Source organism: Thalassospira sp. (genome assembly GCF_040218635.1).
Lineage (GTDB): Bacteria > Pseudomonadota > Alphaproteobacteria > Rhodospirillales > Thalassospiraceae > Thalassospira.
The window spans coordinates 15,129-40,837 of sequence record NZ_JAVJRB010000011.1 but is presented as its reverse complement, the minus strand read 5'-3'; the positions used below and the strand labels follow the sequence as shown (position 1 = coordinate 40,837).

General features: G+C 53.0%; 21 protein-coding genes and 2 tRNA genes. 14 read left to right on the top strand and 9 right to left on the bottom strand.

Annotated elements, in window-relative coordinates:
* Positions 1–30: 30 nt before the first annotated feature.
* A tRNA-Arg gene (locus RIC05_RS11540) sits at positions 31–107 on the bottom strand.
* Between the two features lie 334 nt (positions 108–441).
* Between RIC05_RS11540 and RIC05_RS11535 the strand changes: the two genes are divergently transcribed.
* Positions 442–1,557 carry an OmpA family protein gene (locus RIC05_RS11535; RefSeq protein ID WP_350042995.1) on the top strand — a complete coding sequence of 372 codons (1,116 nt, stop codon included), beginning with the start codon at positions 442–444 and terminating at the stop codon, positions 1,555–1,557.
* Positions 1,558–1,720: 163 nt separating this feature from the next.
* Positions 1,721–2,035 (top strand): DUF4169 family protein, encoded by a 315-nt coding sequence (locus RIC05_RS11530; protein ID WP_350048788.1) that lies wholly within the window; start codon positions 1,721–1,723, stop codon positions 2,033–2,035.
* Between the two features lie 473 nt (positions 2,036–2,508).
* On the opposite strand, the gene RIC05_RS11525 is transcribed toward RIC05_RS11530, so the two are convergent.
* The 3 genes from RIC05_RS11525 to lipB all read right to left on the bottom strand — a co-directional run bounded on the left by RIC05_RS11525 (position 2,509) and on the right by lipB (position 5,008).
* On the bottom strand, positions 2,509–3,048 hold the full coding sequence (locus RIC05_RS11525; RefSeq protein WP_350048790.1) for a hypothetical protein: 540 nt from the start codon (positions 3,046–3,048) through the stop codon (positions 2,509–2,511).
* 299 nt (positions 3,049–3,347) lie between these two features.
* Complete coding sequence (locus RIC05_RS11520; RefSeq protein ID WP_350048792.1) at positions 3,348–4,349, bottom strand: diguanylate cyclase; 1,002 nt, start codon at positions 4,347–4,349, stop codon at positions 3,348–3,350.
* Positions 4,346–5,008, bottom strand: coding sequence for a lipoyl(octanoyl) transferase LipB (lipB, locus tag RIC05_RS11515; RefSeq protein WP_350048794.1), 663 nt, complete (start codon positions 5,006–5,008; stop codon positions 4,346–4,348). The genes RIC05_RS11520 and lipB overlap by 4 nt, the downstream gene beginning before the upstream one ends.
* A 127-nt stretch (positions 5,009–5,135) precedes the next feature.
* On the opposite strand from lipB, the gene RIC05_RS11510 reads away from it, so the two are divergent.
* From RIC05_RS11510 to mgtE, 3 genes are all read left to right on the top strand, one after another.
* Positions 5,136–5,222 (top strand) — tRNA-Leu (locus RIC05_RS11510).
* 388 nt (positions 5,223–5,610) lie between these two features.
* Positions 5,611–7,902, top strand: a complete 2,292-nt coding sequence (locus RIC05_RS11505) for an NADP-dependent malic enzyme (RefSeq protein WP_350048796.1) — start codon at positions 5,611–5,613, stop codon at positions 7,900–7,902.
* Between the two features lie 156 nt (positions 7,903–8,058).
* Positions 8,059–9,462 carry a magnesium transporter gene (gene mgtE, locus RIC05_RS11500; RefSeq protein WP_350048798.1) on the top strand — a complete coding sequence of 468 codons (1,404 nt, stop codon included), beginning with the start codon at positions 8,059–8,061 and terminating at the stop codon, positions 9,460–9,462.
* Between the two features lie 138 nt (positions 9,463–9,600).
* Here mgtE and RIC05_RS11495 read toward each other — a convergent pair whose 3' ends face one another.
* Positions 9,601–12,225 carry a bifunctional diguanylate cyclase/phosphodiesterase gene (locus RIC05_RS11495; RefSeq protein ID WP_350048800.1) on the bottom strand — a complete coding sequence of 875 codons (2,625 nt, stop codon included), beginning with the start codon at positions 12,223–12,225 and terminating at the stop codon, positions 9,601–9,603.
* A gap of 388 nt (positions 12,226–12,613) precedes the next feature.
* On the opposite strand from RIC05_RS11495, the gene RIC05_RS11490 reads away from it, so the two are divergent.
* On the top strand, positions 12,614–13,996 hold the full coding sequence (locus tag RIC05_RS11490) for a class I SAM-dependent RNA methyltransferase (RefSeq protein WP_350048802.1): 1,383 nt from the start codon (positions 12,614–12,616) through the stop codon (positions 13,994–13,996).
* A 266-nt stretch (positions 13,997–14,262) separates the two neighbouring features.
* Complete coding sequence (locus tag RIC05_RS11485) at positions 14,263–15,324, top strand: hypothetical protein (RefSeq protein WP_350048804.1); 1,062 nt, start codon at positions 14,263–14,265, stop codon at positions 15,322–15,324.
* A gap of 55 nt (positions 15,325–15,379) precedes the next feature.
* Here the strand turns inward: RIC05_RS11485 and RIC05_RS11480 are convergent, their stop codons facing one another.
* The gene (locus RIC05_RS11480) at positions 15,380–15,895 is read right to left on the bottom strand and encodes an SH3 domain-containing protein (RefSeq protein ID WP_350040481.1); all 516 of its coding nucleotides are present in this window, start codon (positions 15,893–15,895) and stop codon (positions 15,380–15,382) included.
* A gap of 199 nt (positions 15,896–16,094) precedes the next feature.
* On the opposite strand from RIC05_RS11480, the gene RIC05_RS11475 reads away from it, so the two are divergent.
* From RIC05_RS11475 to RIC05_RS11445, 7 genes are all read left to right on the top strand, one after another.
* The gene (locus RIC05_RS11475; RefSeq protein ID WP_350048806.1) at positions 16,095–17,081 is read left to right on the top strand and encodes a 2-hydroxyacid dehydrogenase; all 987 of its coding nucleotides are present in this window, start codon (positions 16,095–16,097) and stop codon (positions 17,079–17,081) included.
* A 149-nt stretch (positions 17,082–17,230) separates the two neighbouring features.
* Positions 17,231–17,635, top strand: a complete 405-nt coding sequence (locus RIC05_RS11470; RefSeq protein ID WP_350048808.1) for a hypothetical protein — start codon at positions 17,231–17,233, stop codon at positions 17,633–17,635.
* Between the two features lie 92 nt (positions 17,636–17,727).
* Positions 17,728–18,414, top strand: coding sequence for a fumarylacetoacetate hydrolase family protein (locus RIC05_RS11465; RefSeq protein WP_350048810.1), 687 nt, complete (start codon positions 17,728–17,730; stop codon positions 18,412–18,414).
* Between the two features lie 76 nt (positions 18,415–18,490).
* Positions 18,491–19,288 (top strand): exodeoxyribonuclease III, encoded by a 798-nt coding sequence (gene xth / locus RIC05_RS11460; RefSeq protein WP_350048812.1) that lies wholly within the window; start codon positions 18,491–18,493, stop codon positions 19,286–19,288.
* 184 nt (positions 19,289–19,472) lie between these two features.
* Positions 19,473–20,312 (top strand): AsmA family protein, encoded by an 840-nt coding sequence (locus RIC05_RS11455; RefSeq protein WP_350040486.1) that lies wholly within the window; start codon positions 19,473–19,475, stop codon positions 20,310–20,312.
* Positions 20,313–20,783: 471 nt separating this feature from the next.
* Positions 20,784–21,635, top strand: coding sequence for an OmpA family protein (locus RIC05_RS11450; protein WP_350048814.1), 852 nt, complete (start codon positions 20,784–20,786; stop codon positions 21,633–21,635).
* Between the two features lie 30 nt (positions 21,636–21,665).
* On the top strand, positions 21,666–21,863 hold the full coding sequence (locus tag RIC05_RS11445) for a YqaE/Pmp3 family membrane protein (protein ID WP_350040489.1): 198 nt from the start codon (positions 21,666–21,668) through the stop codon (positions 21,861–21,863).
* A 110-nt stretch (positions 21,864–21,973) separates the two neighbouring features.
* Here RIC05_RS11445 and RIC05_RS11440 read toward each other — a convergent pair whose 3' ends face one another.
* The 3 genes from RIC05_RS11440 to htpG form a co-directional block, all read right to left on the bottom strand.
* Complete coding sequence (locus RIC05_RS11440) at positions 21,974–22,204, bottom strand: hypothetical protein (protein ID WP_350040490.1); 231 nt, start codon at positions 22,202–22,204, stop codon at positions 21,974–21,976.
* A 3-nt stretch (positions 22,205–22,207) separates the two neighbouring features.
* Entirely contained in the window at positions 22,208–23,542 is a 1,335-nt protein-coding gene (locus tag RIC05_RS11435; RefSeq protein ID WP_350048816.1) for a deoxyguanosinetriphosphate triphosphohydrolase, read from the bottom strand.
* Between the two features lie 180 nt (positions 23,543–23,722).
* The gene (htpG, locus tag RIC05_RS11430) at positions 23,723–25,603 is read right to left on the bottom strand and encodes a molecular chaperone HtpG (protein ID WP_350048817.1); all 1,881 of its coding nucleotides are present in this window, start codon (positions 25,601–25,603) and stop codon (positions 23,723–23,725) included.
* Positions 25,604–25,709: the final 106 nt, after the last annotated feature.

Here is a 25,709-nt window from a genome sequence, read left to right as displayed (position 1 = left end):
GGCTCGACGCGTAAACGTCGAGCCCTTGAATGGTGCGCCCGGAAGGATTCGAACCTCCGGCCCTCTGATTCGTAGTCAGATACTCTATCCAGCTGAGCTACGGGCGCATATCTTGTTTTCCGGCGGTTTGCTTGGGTGTGCTCCCCGTCGGCGGAGCGGAACTTATGCAAACGAGCAGGTCATTGCAAGTAGTAAATTTGAAAATCCGGCATTTTTTCGTAATGCGCGGTTTTTGGCGCTGCTAGCCTCTTGTTTTGCCCAGCTTTGTCCGGTTTGTCAGACTTATGGGCAAGACTCGGCAAAAAAGGGCAAATGCGTCTTGTTCCATAAGTGGTCGTAGACTAAGATGCATTCAATCCCGGGGGAACAGGGGCTTGTTTCACCACATAAAAAAGCAGGCCCAGGGAGATTCGCATATTTCTACTTAGGTAATAGATCGAAATGGCCGTTCGTAAAACCTATCTTGCCGTAATCGGCACCGCCCTGATGCTGGGGGGATGTTCTTTTTCTTCTGAGGCCCTATGGCCGACGCTTGCTGGCGATGAAACGACCGAACAAAATACGGTCTCATCAGAGCCGGTTGGTGCCGATGCCACCACCAGTTACGATGCTGCGGTAAGCACGCAGCCGTTGACCGGTGTGTCTCAGACCGGAACCTTTGTCGGTTCCAAAGTTGAGAACATGCAGCAGGAACTGAACCGTCTCAAGGCGGCTCTCAATGAACATAACAACGAGCTGCAACAGCTTCGCGGACAGACAGTATCGCACTCGCAGGCCTATCACGGCACTGTGGCGGCGATCAGCGCACGTTTGCAGGTTGGCACAACGCCGGGTAACCCGGTTCTGGTGCAGCAGTGGAACACAGCACAGTCAGAACTTGACCGTGTCAATGATGACATTGCCGCGCTGAACTCGCTGGCGAACAATGTTGCCGCTGATAGTACGCTTTCGACCTTCTTGCTTGAGTCGGTTCGTTCAGCATATCAGGTTTCCGGTGCCGTTGACGAAGATCATCGCCAGTTGGCTCTTCTTGAAGACGAAACGAACCGCACAACGGTTCTGATTGATCGTCTTCTGAACGAGATCAGCGAAGGTCTTGCCCGTCAGACATCGTATGTCAGCACGGAACGCGCAAATCTTAATGCGTTGGCGCTGGCTGTGAAAAACGGTGAAATCTTTGGGGATTCGCTTTCCAAGCGTGTTTTCCAGTCGCAGGCCGCTCCGGCCGCAAACAGCCCGCGTATGGCAGCAGCCAGTGATCGCCCGCTTGTGGTGATCCGGTTTGATACGGCCAGCGTGAAATACGAGCAGGCGTTGTATAACGCGGTAAACCGTGTTCTGGAACGTCGCCCGCAGGCAAGCTTCGATGTGGTTGCGGTAACGCCCAATCGTGGCACCCCGGCGCAGGTTGCTTTGAATTCCAATAAATCCAAGCGCAATGCGCAGGCAGTTCTTCGGTCCTTGACCGATATGGGCATGCCAAGCACGCGTGTTCGTGCTTCTGATGCGACCAGCGCATCTGTCTCGGCCAACGAGGTGCACGTCTTCGTGCGCTAAGTCTGATCAGACAAAACGGATATTATGAACGGCTATGGCGGGTGCTTCGGGAAATCGAAGCGCCCGCTTGTTTTTTTGGCCGGCTTGTTTTTTGCGGATATTGCGCCAAATAAAACATGCGATCCGCGTCCGGGGCGGATGAGATGAGAACAAGAAGAGTGTCATGGGCGATCTGGTGAATTTGCGACAGGTACGCAAAAACAAACAGCGCGATCAAAAGGCCAAGAAGGCCGACCAGAACCGTGCCCTGCACGGTCGGACCCGTCATGAGCGCACACTTGTTGATGCCGAGCGCAAGCAGGCTGAAAAGCGGTTTGAAGGGCATCAGAGATCAACGGATGACAGCGAAACGCGTTCTGCAGAAATCCCGCCGGAGACGCCAAAGGCCGAGCCAAAATCAAAAGGTCCGGCGAAATCGGATAAGGACGAGAGCAACGTCGTTGTGATGTTCTCTTCTGACGGTCCGGAGAAGCCTTAGCAGTCTGTCGGTTCCTTGTGGATCGTGCCCATTGGTCACCTAATCGGGTCGTTATTTTTTTCCCTCTATATATGACATTGCGGTCGCATCCGCCGGTTCTGAGGCGCGTTGATGTACGCCAGATCGCTGTGGGGCGTGTTTGAGGTTTGGTATGCGTATGGGTGCTGCAGATAGCGCCAAAGATGCGTCACAACCGCATGGACCCGTATTCAATGGTATTTGTCGTCAGGGGGCAGAGAGCCATCACCCGTGTCAGGAGCGCAGTGTCAGAGGCCTGATGCCAGCACTGCAAATTACACGGGCAGGAATGTGGCCGTTTCAATCAATGTCGTACGGCGCTACCGGCATCGAAGCCGGGAATTCAAATCACAGCACCTTGTTGGCAAGAATTCAAAACAGGTGTTGGCAAGAATTCAAAACAGGTGCCGGTCACAAGTCGTCTTTACATCACATCGCGTTCACGGATGTGTTGCCTAGTTTACAAGCGTTTCAGCTTCGCGCTTGCTTTGATCAAGGGCCTCATCCCATCCCATCAACCAGTCTTCGTGATCGCGTGAATCGGACGGGTAAGGATTTTCGGTCAGACGATGTTCTCCCAGCCCGGCCGAGAAGCCTGTACCATAAGCCGGATTTGGTAAATGACGTTCATGCACAACAGGTGCGTTGGTTTCATAAATGCTGTTGCGGAAAGCCGGAAGCGAACACAACACGCCATCATCAATGCCCAACGGATAGGCCAGCATCATTGCCCTGCCAAGGGATGTGATGGAAAGTTCGTCCATCGGGGATGACTGGATCAAGCCCGCCATTTTGAGATGGGAAATGGCGCTGTCGATACGCCGCTGCAGGTCGGCATTGTCTTCGATGGCAATCTGGTTGCCATCATCGTCTGTGCAAAAAAGGGATAAAACACGGGTCAGCAACAAGCTGCGATCAAGGTTGGCATCTGCGCTGCGCAGCACCGTCAGCATCAAGGCGGGATCGCCAGGTGCAAAATCCATAGAACTGGACATTCAAGGGCCTCCGTTCAAGTAAGAACCGAATTCCCTCCCAAGTCGGCAGTCATTCTCTCTCATGGGCTAAAGCCCCGCTGCCTTTTATTATTATAGTTTGCAGATATGTTGCCAACTTGTGAAGACAAGATTGCAGTTTATAAGAATTTTTTGTTCATATCAGTGAACGAGGCCACATTTTCAGTCTAGCAAATTGAAAAGGCGGACAAATTGGTCCTGCTTTGTGGGGCTTAAAACCATCCGGGCTGCGCATCACTTTTTCGACACCGCATCGGGTTCAGGCTCTGGTCGTCGGATGTCTATGTATCTTGCTTCTGTTTTTTGGGCGGTGGCTTGCCGTCCGGATTGCGCCATACACGCACCCGGTTTCGCCCGCCTTCCTTGGCGGCGTAAAGGGCCTTGTCAGCCTTTTCGATGATTTGTTCGACGCTGCGCGTTTTGGTCATCGGTGCGGCCCCGATAGAGGCGGTCACAGGAAGAATGGTACCGTCGGTCAAGCTTACCGGGGATGCTTCAATCACACGTCTCAGACGTTCCAGAACACGCGCACATTGCTTCATGTCGGCATTGGGCAGGCATATCAGGAATTCTTCACCGCCATATCGATAGACCTTGTCGAACGGACGCACATGGGACTGGAGGATCCCGGCAATCGATTGCAACACAACATCGCCCGATTGGTGACCATAGGTGTCGTTAACCGCCTTAAAGTGATCAAGATCGACCAGTGCGATGGCGGTCGGGACATTGGTTCGGATGGCGCGTTCGCGTTCGGAATTAAGATCACTCAGCATCGTCTGGCGATTGTAGGTGCCGGTTAACGGATCAACATCGGACCGCGCAGTGCGGAATGCACGTTCGAGGCGGCGCAATTGGGCAAAGAATGATTCAGCACGCAGCGACATCATGTCGAATTCTGCCGAATCGATGTCGCCATCAACTTCTTGGGCGGTCAAAAGCCGCTTTGCCGAATCGTGAAGTTGTTTATGTGTGGCGGCCAATGCGTGCATGGCGGGCTGATCAATCAGGCGGTTATGCCGATTAAGCTCATACCAGGCGCCGAAATCGCAATCATGATCGTCGTCATCGGTGTCTTCCGGTGCCGAAGCATACGGTAAGACGAGTTTCCGGTTCCAGCGCAGCAGCAGAGAAACATGTTCGCCCAGTGCCTTTTCAAGTTCTGCAAGAATGTCGCGCTCGGCATCAGCCATCCCGCCATCAGCAACGCTTTCAGGCATTTCATGGCCCTTGCGGTTGCTTCTGGCCGGGGGTGCCTTGGCCGGTTGCGATTGGTCACTCATTCATCAGATCCGGGAAATATTTCACTAAAGGTCTGTTTTAACAGGCGATCAAGTTCTGCCATAGGAATATCGACTCCAAGGTCGGCAAGACTGGTCACGCCGTGTTCGGCAATGCCACACGGCACAATTCCACCAAAATGCGACAGATCAGGGGCAAGATTGATGGCAATGCCATGAAATGTAACCCATCGTCGGACACGAACACCAATGGCGGCAATTTTGTCTTCGCGGCCATTCTCGCGCACGACCCATATGCCGACCCGGCCATCGCGGCGTTCACCTTTGACACCCAAAAGGGCGAGGGTGCGAATCACCCATTCTTCAAGGTTATGAACATAGACGCGGACGTCCCGACCCCGATTCTTTAGGTCAAGCATCAGATAAACCGTCCTTTGACCCGGGCCGTGATAGGTATATTGGCCGCCGCGTCCGGCGTCATAGACGGGAAAGCGATCTGGATCGACGAGGTCCTCTGCGTGTGCACTGGTGCCCGCGGTATAAAGCGGCGGATGTTCAAGAAACCAAACGAGTTCACTGGCTTCGCCAGCATGAATGGCCTCGGCACGGGCTTCCATTTCGGCCAGTGCCTCGGGATAAGGAACCAACTCGGAGGTGGTGCGCCACTCTGGGATTTGCACGGTAGGGGCGATGGAATGCATATTTCCTGACAAATAAATGAAATTAAGTGAAATGAGCCCTTGATCACGGCATACCAATTTGCTATCTCCCTTTCCGCGCCAAGGCAAGCCCACTTCTACACCTCAAGGGCTTTGCTGCAGACAATATGCGGTCGTGGCGGAATTGGTAGACGCGCAGCGTTGAGGTCGCTGTGGGCTAACCCCCGTGGAAGTTCGAGTCTTCTCGACCGCACCAAAAACGCCTCCTCTTTTTAAGAGGGGGCTTTTTTGATTCTGGCCTGTCATCATCGCCCATCGGGTGTTTGAAGGGCCCAGCAAAAGTGCCTGTCGGACATGACGGGTTTTTTCGGTTTAGGTCCTTCCCCATATATGCCTTACAATGGTTCACGCGCGGTCTTTCGCCAGTATGTGTGGGCGACTGCGCAGTTGCGGTACAACTGTTTGATTTATTGTGCGGTGCCGCGTTGAAAATTATGCAATGCAGCCCTTTGACAGAACGTTACACTGAGTGCTTCAATCGCGGGGCAAACTCCTTTAGTCTGGGGCTCCCGCTAGAATGAATTATCAGGATTTAACCTTTTCGTGGTTAATTAATGTAAATACCTGAAATTAAAGGTATTATAATGGTAAATAGAAATGACAAGCTGCGCGAAGCAGCTTTGGACTATCACCGGTATCCCACCCCGGGGAAATTGTCTGTAACTGCCACAACGACCCTTGCCAACCAACGCGACCTTGCACTGGCCTATTCGCCGGGTGTTGCGTTTGCGTGCGAAGAGATCGTCAAAAACCCGGAAACCGCAGCTGACTATACAGCGCGTGCAAATCTGGTTGGCGTGATTTCCAACGGAACGGCTGTTCTTGGTCTTGGCCCGATTGGCCCGCTGGCGTCCAAGCCGGTGATGGAAGGCAAGGCGGTTCTGTTTAAGAAATTCGCCAATATTGACGTCTTCGACCTTGAGGTTGATGAAACCGATCCGCAGAAATTTATCGATATTGTTGCAGCACTGGAGCCGACTTTTGGGGGGATTAACCTAGAAGACATTAAGGCACCGGAATGCTTCATCATCGAGAAAGCATTGCGCGAACGCTGCAAGATCCCGATTTTCCACGATGACCAGCATGGCACGGCCATTTGCGTTGCCGCAGCCGTCCTGAACGGTCTGCGTGTTACCGGCAAGGATATCAACAAGGTCCGCCTTGTGACATCCGGTGCCGGTGCGGCGGCGTTGGCCTGTTTGAACCTTCTGGTCTCCATGGGGCTGCCCAAACACAACATCACGGTCACGGACCGTTTTGGTGTGGTCTATAAGGGCCGCAAGGAAGAAATGGACCCGTGGAAAGATGCCTATGCCATCGAAACCAACGCCCGCACGCTCAGCGATGTGATCGAAGGGGCTGACATCTTCCTGGGTCTTTCGGCACCAAATGTGATGGGCGAGGAAGAGCTGCGCAAGATGGGCGAAGGCCCGATCATTATGGCGCTGGCCAATCCGACCCCGGAAGTTTCCCCTGAACTGGTCAAGGAAATCCGCCCGGATGCGGTTATGGCAACCGGACGTACCGATTATCCCAATCAGGTGAACAACGTTCTTTGTTTCCCGTTCCTGTTCCGCGGCGCACTTGATGTTGGCGCGACCGAGATCAACGAGGAAATGAAGATCGCGGCCGTCAAGGCGATTGCCGATCTGGCAACGGCTGAAGTATCGGACGTGGTTGCGACCGCCTATGGCGGAGAGGAGCTTAAATTCGGTCCGGAATATCTGATCCCCAAACCGTTTGATCCGCGTTTGATGCTTGAAATTCCGCCGCGTGTTGCCAAGGCGGCGATGGATAGCGGTGTTGCCAAACGCCCGATCGAAGATTTCGAAGCCTATCGCCAGCAACTTGAAGGCTTTGTCTTCCGGTCGGGGCTGGTGATGAAGCCGGTCTTTGATATGGCGCGTGCGCACAAAAAACGGGTTGTCTATCCCGAAGGCGAATCGCGTCGTGTTCTGCAGGCCTGTCAGGTGCTTGTTGATGACGGCATTTGCCATCCGGTCCTGATCGGGCGTCGTGAAGTGATCCTTGAACGGATTGCGGAGCTTAGCCTGCGTATTATACCAGACGAGCATGTCGAAATTCACGATCCGGATGACAATCCGCATTTCGAACAGGATTGGCAGGACTTCCATAACATTATGGGCCGTCGCGGGATTAACCCGGAATATGCCCGGTCCATCGTGCGGACCCGACCAACCGTGATCGCATCATTGATGCTGCGCCGGGGTGAGGTTGATGCGATGTTGTGCGGGTGTCAGGGCGGTTTCCTGCGTCATCTGCGTTATGTCCGGAACCTTGTGGGCCTGCGCAAAGGTGTCAGTGACTTCTCGACCGTCAATATGATGATCATGAAGCAGGGGACGTTCTTCCTGACCGATACCTATGTGTCGGTCGACCCGACACCGGAACATGTGGCCGAGACGACCATTATGGCCGCCGACGTGGTCAAGCGTTTTGGCATCACGCCAAAGGCCGCTTTGATTTCGCATTCGAATTTCGGCAGTCACGAAAACAAATCGGCCTGCAAGATGCGTGATGCGCTTCAACTGATCAGAACACAGGCACCTGATCTTGAGGTCGAAGGTGAAATGCATGCGGATGCGGCAATCTCGCAGCCGATCCGTGATCGTATCTTCCCGCATTCGATGCTGAGCGGTTCGGCAAATCTTTTGGTCATGCCGACCCTTGATGCGGCAAACATCTCTTATAATCTGGTCAAGATGTTAGGCGATGGTTTGCCAGTTGGTCCGATTCTGGTCGGGGCTGCAAAATCGGCCCACGTGGTCAGCCCGTCCATCACGGTGCGGGGTATCGTTAATATGACAGCAATGGCTGTTGTTGATGCGATTACACGGAGCCAGGAAGGCCAGTAAACACGATATTCTATCGCACCCTTGACCAAGGGCATGCGATAGCGCAGAAACAGCCGTGTCGGGAAATTGATCCTCAACTTCCCGGCGCGGCGTTTTATTACGGCATTTTAATCTGATACGGAACGTATAAGCAGCACATCATTCAGGGAGGGGCATATGACAGGTCAAGTCGAAGAACTCGACCGTCCGGCGGACACATCCACCGGCGATGAATATGTCGATCTTACGCCTGAATATGCCCGCGAAATCTTTGACGCGCTTGGCGGCGGCGAAGGCACGACAGCATCCGAACTTCTGTCGGAACTGCACTTTGCCGATATTGCCGATTTGCTTGGGTGGGCCAGTTCCAATCAGCGTCAGCAGCTTGTCGAGCTTATCCGGCCCGACTTTGATCCGGAATTCCTGACCGAACTTGATGATGACCTGCGCGAAGAGGTCATCGGGCTTCTTGGCACCAACGTGGTGGCCGAGGCCATCGCCGAACTTGATTCCGATGATGTCGTCGAAGTCATCGAAGATTTTGACAAGGACGAGCAGCGCGAACTTCTTGGCGCGCTTTCCGATATCGAGCGTGCCCGGGTTGAAGAAGCCCTGTCATACCCGGAATATACCGCCGGTCGTATCATGCAGCGCGAGCTGGTGGCGATCCCGGATTACTGGTCGGTCGGGCAAACCATTGATTTCCTGCGTTCGGCAAAAAGTTTGCCGGATGATTTCTATGACATCATTGTTGTTGATCCACGCTATAGCCCGGTCGGCATTGTGCCGCTGTCACGTGTGATCCGCACCAACCGCCCGGTTCTGGTGCGTGATGTGATGGAATCAGATGAAATGCGCACGGTCGTCGTGACCGAGGAACAGGAAAATGTCGCCCATATTTTCCGTCAGCGCGATTTGATTTCTGCACCGGTTGTCGATGACAGTGGTCGTCTGGTCGGTGTGATCACGGTTGATGACGTCGTTGACGTTATCGATGAAGAATATGAAGAAGACATGATGCGCCTTGCCGGTGTCGGCGAGGAAGATGACCTTTCGAGTGCTATCCTTGATACGACCCGGTCCCGTTTTACATGGCTTTTGATTAATCTGGGAACGGCGATTATGGCATCGGTTGTGATCGGTCTGTTTGCAGGCACGATTGAGCAACTGGTTGCCTTGGCGGTTCTGATGCCGATTGTCGCATCGATGGGCGGCAATGCCGGAACCCAGACCCTGACCGTTGCCGTGCGCGCGATTGCAACCCGCGAATTGACCAGTACGAACGCATTGCGTGTTGTCCGCAAGGAAGTTGCCGTCTGTGGCCTGAACGGTGTTGCTTTTGCCGTGTTGGCAGGCGGGGTGACGTGGTTCTGGTTCGATGATCTGATGCTTGGCGTTGTGATCGGGATTGCGATGGTGATCAACTTGCTGTTTGCCGGGCTTTTCGGGGCACTGATCCCGCTTGGTCTTGAACGGGCAGGGATTGACCCGGCCGTTTCGTCATCGGTCTTCCTGACCACGATTACAGATGTTGTCGGCTTCTTTGCATTCCTTGGATTGGCGGCAATTCTTTTGCTCTAGGCAGCGATTGGAAGAACGTTCTTCAAGGTATTTGTTAGGTGTCGCAAAGCCGGACTACGCATTATCAGATGGCATTAAAAAGCCCCGCACCAGAAATTGGGCGGGGCTTTGTTTATTGAGTTCTTTCCAGCAATCGCATCAACCGGAATCTTCATCCTGTGCCGGATTTTTAGATTCGGTCTTGCGGTCCGCGGTGCTTTGGCGAAGGAGCAGTTCAAACGTGTCCACCGCATCGCGCGGATGGGACAGAAGGAAGCCTTGCATCTCATCGCAGTCCGCAGCCTGAAGGGCGGCGAGTTGTTCTTCGGTTTCAACGCCAACGGCAACAACTTTGCGGTTCAGGCTTTTGCACAGGCGGATAGCAGGTTGCAGGATGCTGTTTTCTGGTTGCTCATCAAGGGCCACGTTAAACAGCGATTTTGACAGCTTGATGCGTTGAACCGGGAACCGTTTCAAATAGCGTAGCGACGTGTTGCCAGCCGCAAAGTGATCAAGTGTCAGACCAATGCCCGCTTCGGCAAAGCGATAGAATTGTCCAAGGGCGCGTTCAGGTTCGCGCATGGCGATGTCTTCAGACACCTCGATCTCGATCATGGCGGGATCCACTTCATGTTCGGCGGTCAGATCAATGATGTTTTTGATCAGATCAGCCTGAATGAATTGTCGGCTTGAAACGTTCAGAGCAATCGGAACCTGAACATAGCCTTGCTGTCGCCATTCGGCCAATTGTATGCAGACCGTTTCAATGATCCAGTGACCAAGCGGGGAGAGAAGGCCTGTACGATCCGCAACGGCAATGAAGTCAGGCGGAAGACGGCGTTTTCCACTGTCATCAATCCAGCGCAGCAGGGCTTCAAATCCGGTAAGCGCCCGATCCGATGTCCGGTAGCGCGGCTGATATTCCAGAACGAAGCGTTTTTCATCCACAGCGCGGCGCAACTGGGTTTCCATCGACAGGCGCGCATGCATCACGTTGTTCATCGTCTCGACAAAGAAGCAATACGACGATTCTGCCGACTTCTGTGCGCGATACATTGCGGCATCGGCGTTGGCCAACAGTTGTGACGGTGCGCGCGCATCATTGGGATAAAGCGCGACCCCGACACTGACATGAAGGCGGATTTCTTCGTTGGTGGTGGTCTGGATGGGTTGGGACATTGCCTCGACCACGCGTTCGGCGACCAAGGCGGCACCTTCGGCCTCAGACAGATCCGTTGCGATGATTGCAAACATATCGCCCGAGAAACGCGCACAGGTATCTTTTTCGCGCACCGTCGCGCGCAGGCGTCCGGAAATGGTGCGCAGGGTTTCATCGCCGACATCTGCGCCAAATCGATCATTGATCGCCCGGAAATTGTCGATATCGACGACAAGGACCGACAGCAGTTTTTCATACCGCTTTGCGTGGGCAACGGCCTGATTAAGACGGTCTTCAAACAGGGCGTGGTTGGGAAGCCCGGTCAGCGGATCATGCGTTGCCAGATAGCGCAGCCGGTTCACAGATGCATTGGCAGCCGGGTTGTGATGAAGTGTGATATCGACGCAATCGGGATTGGTTGTCGATGGTTTCATCGACAGATTGCACACGACATGAACGCCTTCGGCACTGCGGACAATCCATTCACGGCGGAGTTCTTCTTCGCCACGATTGATCGCAAGCAGCATCTTTTCCTGCGACCTGCGGGATGCCGTGCCGTCCGACTGGAATTCAGGGGCAAGATTATAAAACCGGATAAATCCGTAATCTTCTTCGCGCAGATCAAAGAATTCTGCGGTTTCGGGCGACATTGATTTCAAATGGCCATCAAGCTTCGTGATCGACAATGCCAGATCATTGATGTCATCGCCGGCATTGATGTGATGAAGCGAGCGGCGCGCAGAAGCTTGCTGCCGATTGGTCAGCATAAAGATCAATGTGGTAAACAGCGCTGTGGCAATCGCCCCGAACAGCAATACCAGTTCCGGGTTTATGGTGTGTTGGCTTGCCAGTTTTGGGTCTGCAATGACATCAACCTGCCATTGTCGCCCGACAATCTCGACCGAGGCTGTCTGTTGTAATTCCTGTGCGTCGCCTTCGCCGCGAATTTCAAACAGGACCGTGTCACCTTCACGCACACGAACAGTGTAATCAGCAATATGTTCGCTATTGATCACCGTCGCCAGCATGGCGCGAATGCGAAATGCGCCGTTGATCACGCCAATGATTTCACCATCGCGGCCAAGAACGGGACTATAGGCGGCAAACCCACGGCCGCCCTGCAGCAGTTCAAGTGTCGGGGTGATTTGCGTGCGGCGTTGATCCAGCGCGATATCAAGTACTGGCCCGGCAATCGGATGGCGTTTTAAGTCTGCCCCCATGGCGGGGACATTCCCCTTGATCGGGGCGACATATAAAATGAGGTAGTTTGGCGAAATCCAGTTGATCGCCTGCAGGGCCGGGAACCGGCTTTGCAGCGGGGTGGCGATTGAAAGATATTCGCGTTCATTTTCCGGGGCGCCGTCTTGCCAATTGTCGGCAAAGCTTTCAAGGACGGCGAGATTGCTTGAAACAATCTGTTTGACCTGTTGCGCAACTGCTTCGGCGGTGATTTCTGCTGCGGAAACCAGAATTGTGCGACGATTGTTTTCAACCATTTGCCAGATAAAATATGTGACAGATGCAAAGAAAAGAGCGGTCAGAAAACCAGCCATCAATGCCCGCTTTTTCAAGCGTGACGTTTGAACGGTTGTGTTTTCTTCTGCTTGTTGGTTCTCTTCTTCCATGTCTCCCCCACTAAGTGACCCAACAGTCAGGCCCCGTACTTCATGCATCGGCAAATGCTTTGGTCGCATCGTCACCATTTCGCACCAGATCAGTGATGATGTCGTACAAATGGTGACGTGTCACGCAGACGATAAAGAATTCTAATGTCTTTTATGGTGTTATTCTTACACGACTTTAAGGGGTTGGTCGCGTTCAATTGCGGATTAATTTTCCTAATATGGCGCAGTGACGCGGTGATTGGGCTGCATTTAAGAGGTGCGGTCGGGATATAAATCGTTGTTCGCCCCTGTTCGGAATGTCTTAACTGGTGTATCTGAGGCGGATATCTTGCAACTGCGCTAAGTTGCGACAAGAATTGTGACGAAGATCACCCCCGAGAGAGAGTTTATGAAACATCATCCCCGCAATCCCCGTGCACGTGGGGGACGCAAGCGTCAACCATCCCGACGTGACCCGCTGATTGGTTTTGAAGCACCCGTAACAATCGAACAGATTGGTGCGCGCGGCGATGGTATTGCGCATGTCCAATCCCCGGATGGCAAGTCCGTTCTGGTTTATGTCGATTGCGTTCTGCCCGGAGATGATGTCCGTGTTGCCTTGCGCCAAAAGCGCGGTGATGGCTATGGCGCGGAAGTCGTCGAAGAAATTTCACGCATAGCGGCCTATAATGAGCCGCGCTGTTCGCATTTCAAGGAATGCGGTGGATGTGCATTGCAGCATATGGATGACGGGGCATATCGTAGCTGGAAACGCGACAAGGCCAAGGTTGCCGTGCAGCGCACAGGACTGTCCGCCGAAGAGGCAGAAGAACTGGTCGCCGAGGTCGAAGTCTCCCCACCGGCCAGTCGCCGTCGCGCAGGATTTTCGGTCCATGTTGGTGAAACGGGCGTTTATGTCGGGTTCCATGGACGGTTCAGTCCGACGGTTTTGAATGTGCCTGATTGCGCCGTTCTGCGCCCCGAATTGATGACCTTCCGCGCGGCATTTGTCGGATTCCTGAAATCTTGCCCGGTCGATGATGCCCGGCATATCAAGGAAGTATTTGTGACACTGGCCGATAACGGCCTTGATATCCTGATCGAGGCAGGCAAAGAGCCGGATCTGGATATGCGTCAGGAACTGGCCGTCTTTGCCGATGAGCAAAATATTGCCCGGTTAAGCTGGAAAGTTGGTGATCGCCCGGAAGAACCGGTTGCCGCCCGTCATATCCCGCTTGTGAAATTTGAATCCATTGATGTGCCGGTTGCGCCGGGCGGGTTTTTGCAGGCAACCCGCGAAGGGGAGCATGCACTTGTTTCGGCGGTGAAATCGGCCCTTGCCGATATTGCGCCAAAACAGGTTGCGGATCTGTTTTGTGGTATCGGAAGCTTTACCTTTGCGCTGGCACTTTCGGGCAAACGCCGGACGGTGACCGCAGTTGAAAGCGATCAGCGCGCGGTTGAACGCCTGCAATATGCGGCGGGTCAATCGGGAAGCCCGATCAAAGTCGTTAAGCGTGATCTGTTCCGACAGCCTCTGACCGGGGATGAATTGACGCATTTTGATCTTGTGTTGTTTGACCCCCCACGTGCCGGGGCCTTGGCCCAGTGCGAGGCATTGGCGGCAACCGGGCCGGAATGGATTTTGGCCGTGTCGTGCAACCCGGCGACCTTTACCCGCGATATCCGCGTGCTGCGGAATGGCGGATACAAGATTGAAAAGGTTGTGCCTGTCGATCAGTTCTTATGGTCTTCGCATCTTGAATTGTTTGCAATATTGCACCGCACCTAAGAGTAAATCTTGCCCGATTCGCATGGGGTTTTTGGCAAATTTGGGCGGCGCGTCATCGGATTGACGCCCCGATTGGGCACATTTACGTGATATCGCGCCCCGATTGTGTATTAGCGCTTAATATTTTAACTTTGATACACTATACTATCGGTTGGTATTTCCGCCGGACACCAGGATGGTCAGACGGATAAGGGTTTTGAACAATATCAATCCCTTTGTCTGTGCAGCATGTAGTTGCCTCGCCGGCTTGTTTGTGCGGAAAAGCAATGGACCCACTGGGTAGTCAGCTTACAATCTACACCAACACTGCGCGTGCGATTGCACCGCAGAACAGGTTGATTGTGCCTGATGAGAACCCGTTCTCCGCCAATACCAGCAGTTCAGACCGTAATAGCGATACCCATCGCAATGCCAATTACACCACGATACAACTGCGTGGGTCGCTTGGCGATGCCAGTGATCTTCTAACGCAGGCATCCGATGATTTGTCGCGGATCGGCGATGCGCTTGACGAGATCGATGCGCTGGTTCAAATCGCAGAGGAAAGCAGCACCCTTTCCCGTCAGCAACGCGCACAGCTAAATGCCCAGATCGAAGATTACCTGACCGTGATCGACGATATTTCGGCCAATAGCAGCTATGAAAGCACGAACCTTCTTGCCGAAGACCAGACCATCACGTTGCAAGTCGGGTCTGGAACATCTTCGGAAAACCGGGTTGATGCCGAGCTGTTTGCATCCTCATCCGAGGATCTGGCGAGTGGTTTGTCATCGATTGATCTTTCCGATGATGCGGGTGTTGTAAATGCGCGCGCCTTGGTTGATGAAGCGCAAGAATCCCTTCGTGATCGTCAAATTTCAATCTCGGCTGATCTTGTAAGTGTCGCCACGGCCCAAGATCAATATCGTGTCAGGCAGGTTGCCAGCGACAATATATTACAGGCGCAACTGGCCGCAGCAGAACCATCCGCAAATCAAGAGTCTCAGGATCGCATTTCGGAAAATCTTCAGGCCTATTTGGGGGGGATTTCATCCCAGTTGGCAAGCCAGACGGTCACGGTGGGTGGCTTTAGCCTGCCAGAACCGCGCCCTGATCCGGTTCCTGAACCGAACGATACGCCGGTCTATGATCCGAATGCCGAGGACGGGGATGAGTTTGCTCAGGACTTCTTTGGCACGTCTTCCGGGCGGGAAACCACCAGCCAGCCGTTTAATACTCCGGCTAATACCTCGGCCTTTGGTGGATATGATCGCGGTGGGAACGGGACGCCAGGTGGCGGCAGTAGCGCCCCTGAACGTCAAACCATAAGCGTCTCGGTTGACGCCTAACTCTCTTTCGGCTGATTTTTGCAGTGGTTAGGGATATGAGCGTGGTTTTTGCGAATTATCCTTCGACATTTTCGCCGTCATAAATTCCCCAGAAACCATGGCGCGGCGCCCATCCTTCAAAATCCCCAAATCGCAACTGGCACCAGTTCAGGTTTACCGGGCAATCTTCGATACTGCCGATGACGCTGGCCGATACCATGGCGATCTTGCGTGCGTTTTCGTCAGCAGCCGAATACAGCAAGATATTGTCATCGGTCACGATCACGTGGCGCGATCCCACCAGAAGACTTTGATGAACCCAGCCTTCGCTGCCTTCCCAGTCGCGCACCTTGCGCCAGGTATCAAATTCCGAAACCACTTCCATCGGCATGTTGCGACGGTGATAAATCCAGACCTTGGGATACCGAAGCCCGGGGCCAGAGCGCAAAAAGACTTTATCTGACCGCAGTGCGACAAAACGCGGAATCGGCAGGCCGGATTCTTGGGCGCTGGCGACAATAGGCGTGGTCAGGCTGCCAAGAATTGCCAAAGCCATCAAGCGATACAGAAAAGTGCGAAAAATTCGCGGCATCTTGTTGGTATTCCCTTGTTTATTCTGCCTGCCAAAGCGCGGCAACAACACATCGTCGCGTAATAAAATTACAAAAATGGTGTCAAAATCCTTGCTTTTGTACCTTTTTGCATGGCATCACTGCGATGCGGCAGGGCACAAAAGTGCAACATGCCTCATTTTGTCAGAAAAGAGTTAAAAGACCGCATAGGATCGGCAGATGACCAAGAAAAAACCACTTGTCGTCGTAACCCGGAAACTGCCGGAAGCGATCGAAACCCGCATGATGGAATTGTTTGACGCGCGTTTGAATATTGATGATGCGCCACTGAGCAAGGCGGAACTTATCGAAGCGGTCAAAGAGGCCGATGTTCTTGTCCCGACAGTGACGGACAGGATCGATGCGGCTGTGCTTGCCCATGCGGGGCCGAACCTGCGTCTGATTGCCAATTTCGGGACGGGGGTTGACCATGTCGATCTTCAAACAGCCCGATCACGTGGCATTACCGTGACCAATACGCCAGATGTTTTGACAGAAGATACAGCCGACATGACCATGGCGCTGATCTTGTCAGTATCGCGCCGTCTGGCCGAAGGCGAACGGGTTATTCGGAAAGGCGATTGGGGCGGATGGGGCCCGACTTTGATGTTGGGCCACCGTATCTGGGGCAAGCGTCTTGGTATTGTTGGTATGGGGCGGATCGGCCGTGCCTTGGCGCGGCGCGCCAAAGGTTTCGGGTTATCAGTGCATTACCATAACCGCCGCCGCGTCCATCCGGATGCCGAAGAAGAACTTGATGCAACCTATTGGGAAAGCCTTGATCAGATGCTCGCACATGTCGATGTGGTGTCGGTCAATTGCCCGCATACCCCGGCAACCTATCATTTGCTGTCAGCACGCCGTTTGAAACTGATGCAGCCGCACGCGATTTTGGTCAATACAGCGCGTGGTGAAATCGTTGACGAACCTGCACTGACCCGGATGCTTGCTGATGGTGAAATCGCGGGCGCGGGGCTCGATGTGTTTGAGCACGAACCGGCCGTGAACCCGAAATTGCTTGAACTTCAAAACGCGGTCTTGTTGCCGCATATGGGGTCGGCCACGATCGAGGGCCGCGTTGACATGGGCGAGAAGGTCCTGATCAATATCAAAACCTTTGTCGACGGGCATACGCCACCAGACCGGGTGATCGAAGGGCTGCTCTAATACAGCAGTCCCGACAATTTCCAAAAGGGTGATACCAGCGGTGTCACCCTTTTTTGTTTCATACTCCCCAAATGCGGATGGTGCAGGAAACCCTTTACGGGCATTTTCCCGGCGAGCAAACCACTGTCACGATTTGGGAAGGCCCGTCCATGTTCCATCGCGGAAATGTGCAACCAGTTTTAGCTGATTTCGACAATATGCCTTTTCATGGCATCGCATCGTCCCTGAGTGCGCGCGAAGTGTTGCTCGAAGGGCCATGTGTGGTATCCGGGGTGCAAAATCTGGATGCTGAAGAATTGATTTTTGTTCTGTCAGGCAGTGTTGAAATCTGTGATGCAGATGGCGACAGTCTTGCCCGTGAGGACAACTGCATTTTGATCAAACCCCGTCAGCGCTATCATCTTCATATTACCTCAGAAGGCGAAGCAAAGCTTCTGACCATGACTGTTCCGGCTTTCTGGGATGCCAGACAGATCGAAGATGCAAAAGCCGGTTTCAAAGACAGGATCCTTAACTTGCTGGGATCTGATAACCGTGATCCTGACAATTCCTGACAGTAGATCAGGGAGAAACAGCTTTCGGCATTTCTTTTTGCGTGTGGCTTGGCTATCAGTAATGCCAACAATTCCTGACACAGGGGGCCACCATGGGCATGATTTTCCAGCCTGCCGACGTGACGACCGTTCCGGTCCAAGATTCCGATCAGCTTTTTCCGGTGAACCGCATTTTTTGCATCGGTAAAAACTATGCCGATCATGTGCGTGAAATGGGATCGGACCCGTCCGATACACCACCATGTGTTTTCATGAAACCGACCAACTGCCTTGTCGTTGGTAATGGCGATTTGCCATATCCCTCAGCCACCGACGATCTGCATTACGAAGGTGAATTGGTTGTTGCCTTGTCCAAAGGTGGTAAGGACCTTGATAGGGCTGCAGTCGAAGACGCGATCTTTGGCTATGCCGCGGGTCTTGATATGACGCGCCGTGATGTTCAGGCAGATTTAAAAGACCGCCGCCTTCCGTGGGATATGGCCAAGTCTTTTGACGGCTGTGCCGCCATTTCGGCAATCAAACCGAAATCAGATGCCGGTAATCCGCACGCGACCAATCTGAAATTGTCGGTCAACGGGACGGTCCGTCAGGACGATACGACGGCCAAGATGGTCTGGCCGATTGTTGATGCCTTGGTGCATCTGTCGACCCTGATTGAACTGAAACCCGGTGATCTTTTGTTTACCGGCACGCCAGAAGGTGTTGGTCAGGTGGTGCGCGGTGACCGGATGGATGTCGTGATTGCCGATGTCGCAGACCTGTCGGTGACGTTGAAATAACTCGACTGTTTGCCGAAAATTCACGGGATCGCGGGTCAGGAGCCCATCCCCGAAAAAAATTGAAACGGAGCCCGTTTTGAAAATCGTAAGTTGGAATATCAATTCTGTCCGTCTGCGCATCGAACAGGTGGTCAAGTTCCTTGAAGAACAGCAACCAGATGCGCTGTGCCTGCAGGAACTGAAATGCCCGGATGAACATTTCCCCCACGAGGCATTCGAAGCCGCCGGGTACGTTCATCGTCATAACCACGGCATGAAAAGCTATAACGGGGTGGCGATCATTTCGCGCCTGCCGTTTGTTGAAACCGACATCAAGAATTTCTGTGGCAAGGATGATCGCCGTCACTGCATGGCGAAATTCGAGAATGGCGTTGAATTGCACAATTTCTATATCCCGGCAGGCGGGGATGAACCCGACCCGGCAATCAACGAGAAATTTGCCCATAAGCTGTCCTTCCTTGATGAAATGACAAGCTGGTGGACAGACCGTCGCGCCAGTGACCCGGATCGCAAAGCGGTGCTGGTCGGGGATTTCAATATTGCCCCGTCGGAAAATGATGTCTGGTCGCATAAGCAGCTTTTGCGCGTGGTCAGCCATACCCCGATTGAAGTCGAAATTCTTGAAAAGTTCCGTCAGACCGGTGATTTCATCGATGCCGTCCGCGAAGTTGTCCCGGAACCGGAAAAGCTGTTTAGCTGGTGGAGCTACCGTTCGCGTGACTGGCGTGCAAGCAACAAGGGCCGCCGGTTGGATCATGTCTGGATGACGCCGAATATGGCGGGCACTGTGCGCACCGCATCTGTCTATGATCTTGCCCGTGATTGGGAAAAACCATCTGATCATGCACCAGTGGTGGTTGAATTTAATCTTTGATCTGATGGTCTTTGAGTGAGCTTGAAAACAGCGGGCCGGGGAAACCTAGCCCGCTGTTTTGTCATGGAAAAGAACTTGATTATCCAGCCAATCAGCGCAAATCTTTTGGTTGAATACCGCCGAATATGTGCCCATGTTGTGAATGTCGCACTGTTTCAGTGGAAAATTATGCAGGATACGGGCAATGAAAAAGATACTGATTGGTTTGGCTGCGATCATTGTGTTGGTCGTTGGTGGTCTTGTGTACGTTTATGTCAATCTGGACAATATCGTCAAAAGCACGATTGAAGAAGCTGGCACACGTGTGACATTGGCCGATGTCACCGTCGAGGGTGTTGCAATCGACACAACGCAAGATACAGCAAGCATTAGTGGTCTGGTGGTTGGCAACCCTGACGGGTTTAATACCGACTATGCTTTTTCGTTGGGGAATATCTCGGTCCGGCTTGATGGATCGACCCTGACCAGTGATACGATCCGGATTATCGAAGTTATTGTTGATGCGCCAAGTGTTACCTATGAGTTGGGTAATGGATCGTCAAATATCGCAACCATTCAGCGCAATGTGGAAAGCTTTGTGCAGCGTGTGTCCGGCCCGACAGGGGCCGGTGGTGCGGAAGGCGGCGATAGTGCGGAATCCGAAGACGCAGCGTCGGGGACCAAAATCATCATTGATAATGTCTATGTACGGAACGGCGATGTGGGGGTTTCTGCAGGCTTCCTGCAGGGCAAGAAGCTTTCGGCAAGCTTGCCTGAAATCCATCTTCAGGATGTTGGCAAAGAAGAAGGTGGTGCAACACCGGCCGAAGTTGCAGGCGAAATTCTGACCGCAATCAACGCATCTGTCTTCAAGGCTGTTTCGACCCTGAATGTTGATGGCCTGATGCAGGGCGTTGGTGACCTTGGCAAAGGTGTCGCCGGTGCGGTTGGTGCCGTTGGCGGTGCTGGTGGTACGAAGCTGAAAGATGGCGCGGATGCACTTGGTGGTGCGGTGAAAGGCCTGTTTGGTGGGTCTTCGGACTGATCTATCGCGCACGTTCTTGAGTGACCGATAAGCTTTGGCCTGATGAGGGATGCCTCATCAGGCCATTTTGGTTTTTGAAGGGTTCTATCCATTTGCGCGGGTTTGCGGGATGCTCGTAAACCCGTGATCAAGGGCGCGCGCGCAGGTAGCCGGATGTGAGGGGATTATGAATTTTCTCTATCCCACTGCTTTTTTTCATGAATTTGACTTCTATATATCTGTGGATAGGGTTAAGTATATCTTTGAACCATGTTGTCTTGGGGTGTTTGGATTGTGGTGTTTATCCATGGTCAAAATTCGGGGTCATGTCTGATGGATCAGATTGACTGTAAGAACGGCATGGAAGATGGACAGGCGCAAATGACCTGTCAGATGGATATGGCAAGATATCGGAAAACAGATATCAGCATTTCCATCATGAAATTTATGGGATTGGGATCCTGATATTCGGTCTGACAAGGAGTAAAACCGATGAAAGCTAAACTGCTTGCCGTTGTTTCCGCCGCCGCCTTTTTGAGCGCGTGCGCAAATATGAACATTCCCGGGGTACGTGACATGGCCGACGAAGGTTCGGCTTTTGATGCGGCTCTTCATCAGAATTACGCTGATTTGGCCCAGGCTGAGTATGACGAAGCCGACTGGACCGATGCGCGTTACTTCACCAGCCGGTCGAAAATGGCTGCGATGAGCCAGGATACCGGCCCGCAGATGATTTCCGAACGTTCCCTGCCAGAAGGCACCACCAGCGAAGTTGAAATTGCCCGTAGCGATCTGATGGCCGCATTTGATGCCGGTGGACGGGGCAAGGCCGCTTCTGCTGCTGCGCGTGCGCAGTCGAGCTTCGATTGCTGGTTGCAGGAACTTGAAGAAAACATTCAGCAGGAAGACATCGATAATTGCCGTTCGGCCTTCTATCAGGCACTGGCAATCGTTCAGGCTGAACTTGAAACCAACGAAATGCCAAAAGCAATGCCGATGGCAATGCCGGTTCCGATGAATGTCTATTTCGGCTTTGATAGTGCTGCCGTTGACGGCAAAGCAATGTCGGTTGTTGATGGTATTGTCGAAGCATATGGCAAATACGAGCCAGCCATGATCAGCCTGGTTGCCTATGCAGACCGTGCGGGCGATGCGATGTATAATGACATTCTGGCAAAATCGCGTGTTGATGCAGTGGTTAAAGCATTGCGTGACGGTGGTGTTCCGGCAAGCCGTCTTGCAATCAGCATCAGCGGCGAAGCAAACGTTCCGGTCGCAACCGATGACGGTGTTGCCGAACAGGGCAACCGCGTTGTGACGGTTACTTTCGAAGACGGCATGTAAGCACGTCGAACTGATAAGGGGAATTCATCCATGCGTTTATTGATCGCACTTCTTTTGCCATGGCTGCTGTTCTTTACCATTGGGCGGCCTATTGCAGGTGTCATCTGTCTGATTCTGCAGATTACGCTCGTTGGTTGGGTTCCGGCTGCGATTTGGGCTGTTTATGCGCTTAGTCAGTACAATACTGACAAGAAAATCAGCAGTGCCATGGGCGGCGGTGATGACTAAGTGACTCTGTCAGTGGTCAAACTGGCAGTTTCAATTATCTGAATGAAGAAGGCAGGCTTTCGGGCTTGCCTTCTTTTTTGCGTGTTACGCGGTGCTGGTGCTTGATCTGGTTATCTCATGTGGCGGCGGACACCGCCGACAAACCGGCCGATCAGCCGGGATATGATGAAGCGTGTTACAATAAAACTGACAGACCCGAAAACCGTTGGCCAATACCAGGCATCAAGTTCCGGGCGGGTACTTTGGTCAACCAGGCCATAGACGACAGCCGCAATGCCCGCAGCGGCAAAGAAAGCGGTCCTGCGGCGATAACGTGCGATGAAGGGGCCAAAAAACCACATTGATCAGTGCTGTCCCCCGCCAATGTCGCGTGCCAGCCGGGCGGCAAAATCATCGGTCATGCCTGATACATAGTCCAAAATCACAAGATAAAGATCATAAAGCGGTGCCCCGATTGGCATGGCATCCTTGCCGATCAGCTCACGCACCCGTCCGGCACGGTACGGAATGCTGGATTCTGACCCGGCGTGATGAACATCAAGTGCGGTTTTGCAAAACGTATCAAGCAGGGTTTCAAGATGGGCAAAGGCCCCGACTTCGATCTGGACCTTCCGCCGGTTGAGAATGATCTGTTTTTCCGAGAATGATTTGGCGGTGGTAATCAGGTCATTGTAAGGGCCGCTGGCACAGGCCAGAAGATCACCTTTCCAGACGCCCGCCAGAAGTTCGTCTTCATTGGCGACAAAGGCCTCGACCAACGCATCGAGAAGGCCGGTCATGATTTTGCCGCGCAGGAAGGAAATCTTGCGGCTGATGTTAAGTTCGCGGTGATACTCGGCAGGAAGGGCATCGGTGATGCAGGGCAGAAGCATTTGTTCGAGAACTTTGAAATCGACCAGTTCCAGCTCGACCCCGTCTTCGATGTCAATTAGCGCATAGCAAACATCATCGGCCGCCTCGACCAGATAAACCAGTGGGTGACGGCAGAAGGCCTGATCGCTGGTGCGGATAAGGCCGGTGGCATCGGCAACTTCTTCAAGCAGTCCGAATTCCTTTTGGAAGGCACCGAATTTCATTTTTTGCGGGAAAGGACTGCCAGATGCCGACCAGGGATATTTCAGGAAGCTTGCCAAGGTCGCATAGGTCAGGCGCATGCCGCCATCATACAGACCAGTCCGTTTGTTCGTCAAAAGGCGAAAGCCCTGCGCATTGCCTTCATAGGTGGTCAGATCGGCAAACTGTTCAGGTGTCAGGCTTTTGGTGAATTCGGGATCGGCATCGACAAACCATTGGCGGATAGCATATTCACCAGCATGCCCAAAGGGCGGGTTGCCGATATCGTGCGACAGGGCAGCGGCCTGAACGATGGCGGCCATGTGATCGGGTTCAATCGCATCGGGCAGGCTGCCCTTTTCATGCAATCGATGCCCGACCATCAAACCCAGCGAACGCCCAACGCAGGAAACTTCCAGACTGTGGGTCAGACGGGTATGAACATTGTCGTTTTCCGGCAGCGGGTGAACCTGTGTTTTACGTTGCAGGCGCCGAAACGCGGCCGAGAAAATGATCCGGTCATAATCCTTGTGAAAGTCGGATCGGCCAAATTCACCGACACTGGAATGACGGGTGCCAAGCCGCGCCGGTGACAGCAGTTTTTGCCAGTTCATCATTGCAGTCATCGTGTTTTGGGCCTTCCCGTCGGGTTCTGTAAGGTCGTGTGCCGAGTATGTATGTGATGCCTTTATGCCTGTTGTTGGTAAATAAGCATTTTAAATTTCGCACAAAGCCAAAAGAAAACGGCGCACCAAACGATGCGCCGTTTTCAGAGTTTATTGGATTACGTGGAGAATAGTGTGGGCTTATGCACCCAGACCCTTTTCCATAATCAGGTCAAGGCGACGGGCAAAGCTGACCGGGTCGGGCAGGGCTTCGCCTTCGAGAATGCGGGCCTGATCAAGCAACAGCAGTGCTGCGTCATGAAGGATCGGGGCCTTGGCATCCTTGATCGCAACGTCCGAGAGCTTTTTGATCAGGCTGTGTTTCGGATTGATTTCCAGAATGCGCGGGCTGATGTGATCAACACGATTGTGTTGTTTCATCATCCGTTCCATCCGTAAATCCATGCCCATTTCATCGGCAATCAGACAGCATGCGGAATTGGTCAGGCGATCAGATTCACGGACATCCTTGATGTCTGTGCCAAGCGCGATCTTGATGGATGCGATCAAGGCATCGACGGATGCATCACTTGCCGCATCGTCTTTTTTATCGTCCTTGGCATCATCCTTATCGTCCGATTTGACGTCATTCAGGTCCGCACCACCGCGGGTGACAGATTTGAAGTCTTTCTCGTCAAACTGGCCGACGGACGGCATCCAGAATTCGTCAACCGGATCGGTCAGAAGCAATACTTCGATGCCCTTGGCGGCAAAGCCTTCAAGTTGCGGGCTGCGTTTCAGCGCATCGATGTCTTCGCCGCTGATGTAATAGATGGCCTTCTGGCCTTCTTTCATGCGTTCGACATAATCGGCAAGCGTTGTCCAGCCATCGCCCTTGGTCGAGCGGAACTTGGCGATTTTCAGGATACGGTCACGGTTTGACTGATCTTCATAAAGGCCTTCCTTGACGACAGAGCCAAAGGTTTCCCAGAAGGTTTCAAACCCTTCGACATCCTTTTTCGCAGCCGTTTCAAGTTCGGACAGAAGCTTTTTGGTCAGGCCGTTCTTGATTTTGGTCAGAACCGGATTGTGCTGCAACATCTCGCGCGAGACATTCAGCGGCAGGTCCTGACTGTCAACAACACCCGACACAAAACGAAGCCACGGCGGCAACAGATCGTCGGCACCTTCGGTGATGAAGACCTTGCGAACATACAGTTTCAGATGGCCTTTGCGCTGCGGATCATAAAGATCAAAAGGGCGCATGGTTGGCAGATACAGAAGGCCGGTATATTCAATCGCACCTTCTGCCTGATAATGGATGGTTTTCCAGGGATCATCGAAGGCATGGGAATTCTGTTTGTAGAATTCCTTGTATTGTTCTTCGGTGATGTCGCTTTTGGGACGGGTCCAAAGGGCCGATGCCGCATTTAACGTCTCGTCCCCGTCACCCTTCATCAGGACAACCGGAATGCCGATGTGATCGGAATAGGTCTTAACGATATGGCGCAGGCGGTGTTCATCGGTGAATTCTTTGAAATCGTCGGTCAGATGCAGCGTGATCTGCGTACCACGACCTTCCATTTCGGCCTCGGCGATGGTGTATTCACCTTTGCCGTCCGATGACCATTTCCATGCCTGATCGTCGCCGGCCTTTTTACTGACGACATCGACTTTACTTGCCACCATAAATGCAGAATAGAAACCGACACCAAATTGACCGATCAGGTCAACATCCTTGGCATTGTCGGATTTTGATGCCGCTTCAAGAAACTTTGCGGTTCCTGAATTGGCGATGGTGCCAAGATTTTCAATCAGGTCTTCCTTGTTCATCCCGATCCCGTTATCGGCAATCGTCAGAACATTGCGGACATTATCTGTCAGCAGGCGGACCTTGAATTCAGCATCCCCAGCGAGCAGTTCCGGTTTGGCAATCGCTTCATAACGCAGCTTGTCGCACGCATCAGAAGCGTTGGAGATCAGCTCGCGCAGGAAGATGTCCTTGTTGGAATAAAGCGAATGGACAACGATATCGAGCAGTCGACTGACCTCGGCCTCGAACCGCATTTTTTCTTCCGTCATGACCTCTTTTTTCTCCTGTCTTTCAATTATTTACCGACCTTCCCCACGATAGGCAGAAGGTCGCGTAACTCAACGGATTAATCTGTAAACCGCGCTTGATATGCGT

Coding starts and splice junctions, on each gene's coding strand:
- lipB (WP_350048794.1), bottom strand. CDS start 5,008: ATGCATTCCATCGCCCCTACCGTGCAAATCCCAGAGTGGCGCACCACC.
- mgtE (WP_350048798.1), top strand. CDS start 8,059: ATGACAGGTCAAGTCGAAGAACTCGACCGTCCGGCGGACACATCCACC.
- RIC05_RS11490 (WP_350048802.1), top strand. CDS start 12,614: ATGAAACATCATCCCCGCAATCCCCGTGCACGTGGGGGACGCAAGCGT.
- RIC05_RS11445 (WP_350040489.1), top strand. CDS start 21,666: ATGCGTTTATTGATCGCACTTCTTTTGCCATGGCTGCTGTTCTTTACC.
- RIC05_RS11435 (WP_350048816.1), bottom strand. CDS start 23,542: ATGACTGCAATGATGAACTGGCAAAAACTGCTGTCACCGGCGCGGCTT.
- RIC05_RS11495 (WP_350048800.1), bottom strand. CDS start 12,225: ATGGAAGAAGAGAACCAACAAGCAGAAGAAAACACAACCGTTCAAACG.
- RIC05_RS11525 (WP_350048790.1), bottom strand. CDS start 3,048: ATGTCCAGTTCTATGGATTTTGCACCTGGCGATCCCGCCTTGATGCTG.
- RIC05_RS11455 (WP_350040486.1), top strand. CDS start 19,473: ATGAAAAAGATACTGATTGGTTTGGCTGCGATCATTGTGTTGGTCGTT.
- RIC05_RS11530 (WP_350048788.1), top strand. CDS start 1,721: ATGGGCGATCTGGTGAATTTGCGACAGGTACGCAAAAACAAACAGCGC.
- RIC05_RS11505 (WP_350048796.1), top strand. CDS start 5,611: ATGGTAAATAGAAATGACAAGCTGCGCGAAGCAGCTTTGGACTATCAC.
- RIC05_RS11535 (WP_350042995.1), top strand. CDS start 442: ATGGCCGTTCGTAAAACCTATCTTGCCGTAATCGGCACCGCCCTGATG.
- htpG (WP_350048817.1), bottom strand. CDS start 25,603: ATGACGGAAGAAAAAATGCGGTTCGAGGCCGAGGTCAGTCGACTGCTC.
- RIC05_RS11475 (WP_350048806.1), top strand. CDS start 16,095: ATGACCAAGAAAAAACCACTTGTCGTCGTAACCCGGAAACTGCCGGAA.
- RIC05_RS11470 (WP_350048808.1), top strand. CDS start 17,231: ATGTTCCATCGCGGAAATGTGCAACCAGTTTTAGCTGATTTCGACAAT.
- RIC05_RS11480 (WP_350040481.1), bottom strand. CDS start 15,895: ATGCCGCGAATTTTTCGCACTTTTCTGTATCGCTTGATGGCTTTGGCA.
- RIC05_RS11520 (WP_350048792.1), bottom strand. CDS start 4,349: ATGAGTGACCAATCGCAACCGGCCAAGGCACCCCCGGCCAGAAGCAAC.
- RIC05_RS11485 (WP_350048804.1), top strand. CDS start 14,263: ATGGACCCACTGGGTAGTCAGCTTACAATCTACACCAACACTGCGCGT.
- RIC05_RS11450 (WP_350048814.1), top strand. CDS start 20,784: ATGAAAGCTAAACTGCTTGCCGTTGTTTCCGCCGCCGCCTTTTTGAGC.
- RIC05_RS11440 (WP_350040490.1), bottom strand. CDS start 22,204: ATGTGGTTTTTTGGCCCCTTCATCGCACGTTATCGCCGCAGGACCGCT.
- RIC05_RS11465 (WP_350048810.1), top strand. CDS start 17,728: ATGGGCATGATTTTCCAGCCTGCCGACGTGACGACCGTTCCGGTCCAA.